Origin of the sequence: Campylobacter sp. 2018MI13, from assembly GCF_018501135.1 — a bacterium.
GTDB lineage: Bacteria > Campylobacterota > Campylobacteria > Campylobacterales > Campylobacteraceae > Campylobacter_E.
Genome location: NZ_JAHCZC010000186.1, coordinates 1 through 524 on the forward strand (window position 1 = coordinate 1; position 524 = coordinate 524).

1 protein-coding gene is annotated in these 524 nt (G+C 19.3%); it reads left to right on the plus strand.

Features of this window, described 5'->3' with window-relative positions:
- Positions 1-205: 205 nt before the first annotated feature.
- On the plus strand, positions 206-524 hold a 319-nt coding region (locus KJQ99_RS09570; RefSeq protein WP_214150693.1), incomplete at its 3' end, for a hypothetical protein.

Below are 524 nucleotides of genomic sequence, written 5' to 3' on the forward strand. Positions count from 1 at the left end.
ATCTTAATAGAATTTATGATTCTTTTGCTAGGTTATTTGTTGATAATTATTATCTTGATTTAGGTAATTATTATAGAAGAGGTAGTTGCTCTAATGATGTTTATACAAATTATTTAAATAAATTAAAAGGAGAATTAAAATGAAAACAAGTTATAAAAATATTAGTAATTTTTATAATTAGTTTTATTAAATATAAAGGATAAATTTGAATATAGATAATTTAAAAGATTATAAAATAAAAAACGATTATTTATATAGTTTAGAGCTTATTAGATTTATTAGTGAAATTTTCGTAATTTTAATTTTATGTCGCATAATTTATGTTGGTATAGATAATTTAATTTTTTTATATAATAGACCAGAACGAATAATGTCGGATTTGTGGTGGATAAAAAGGATGGATGAAGCAATACTTCGTAGCATATTCTTTATTATATTCTTTTTAAACCTTAGACAAATAAAAAGACTTAGATTTGTTAAAAATAATGATTTTTATATTAGCGTAGATAATGAAAAGATATATT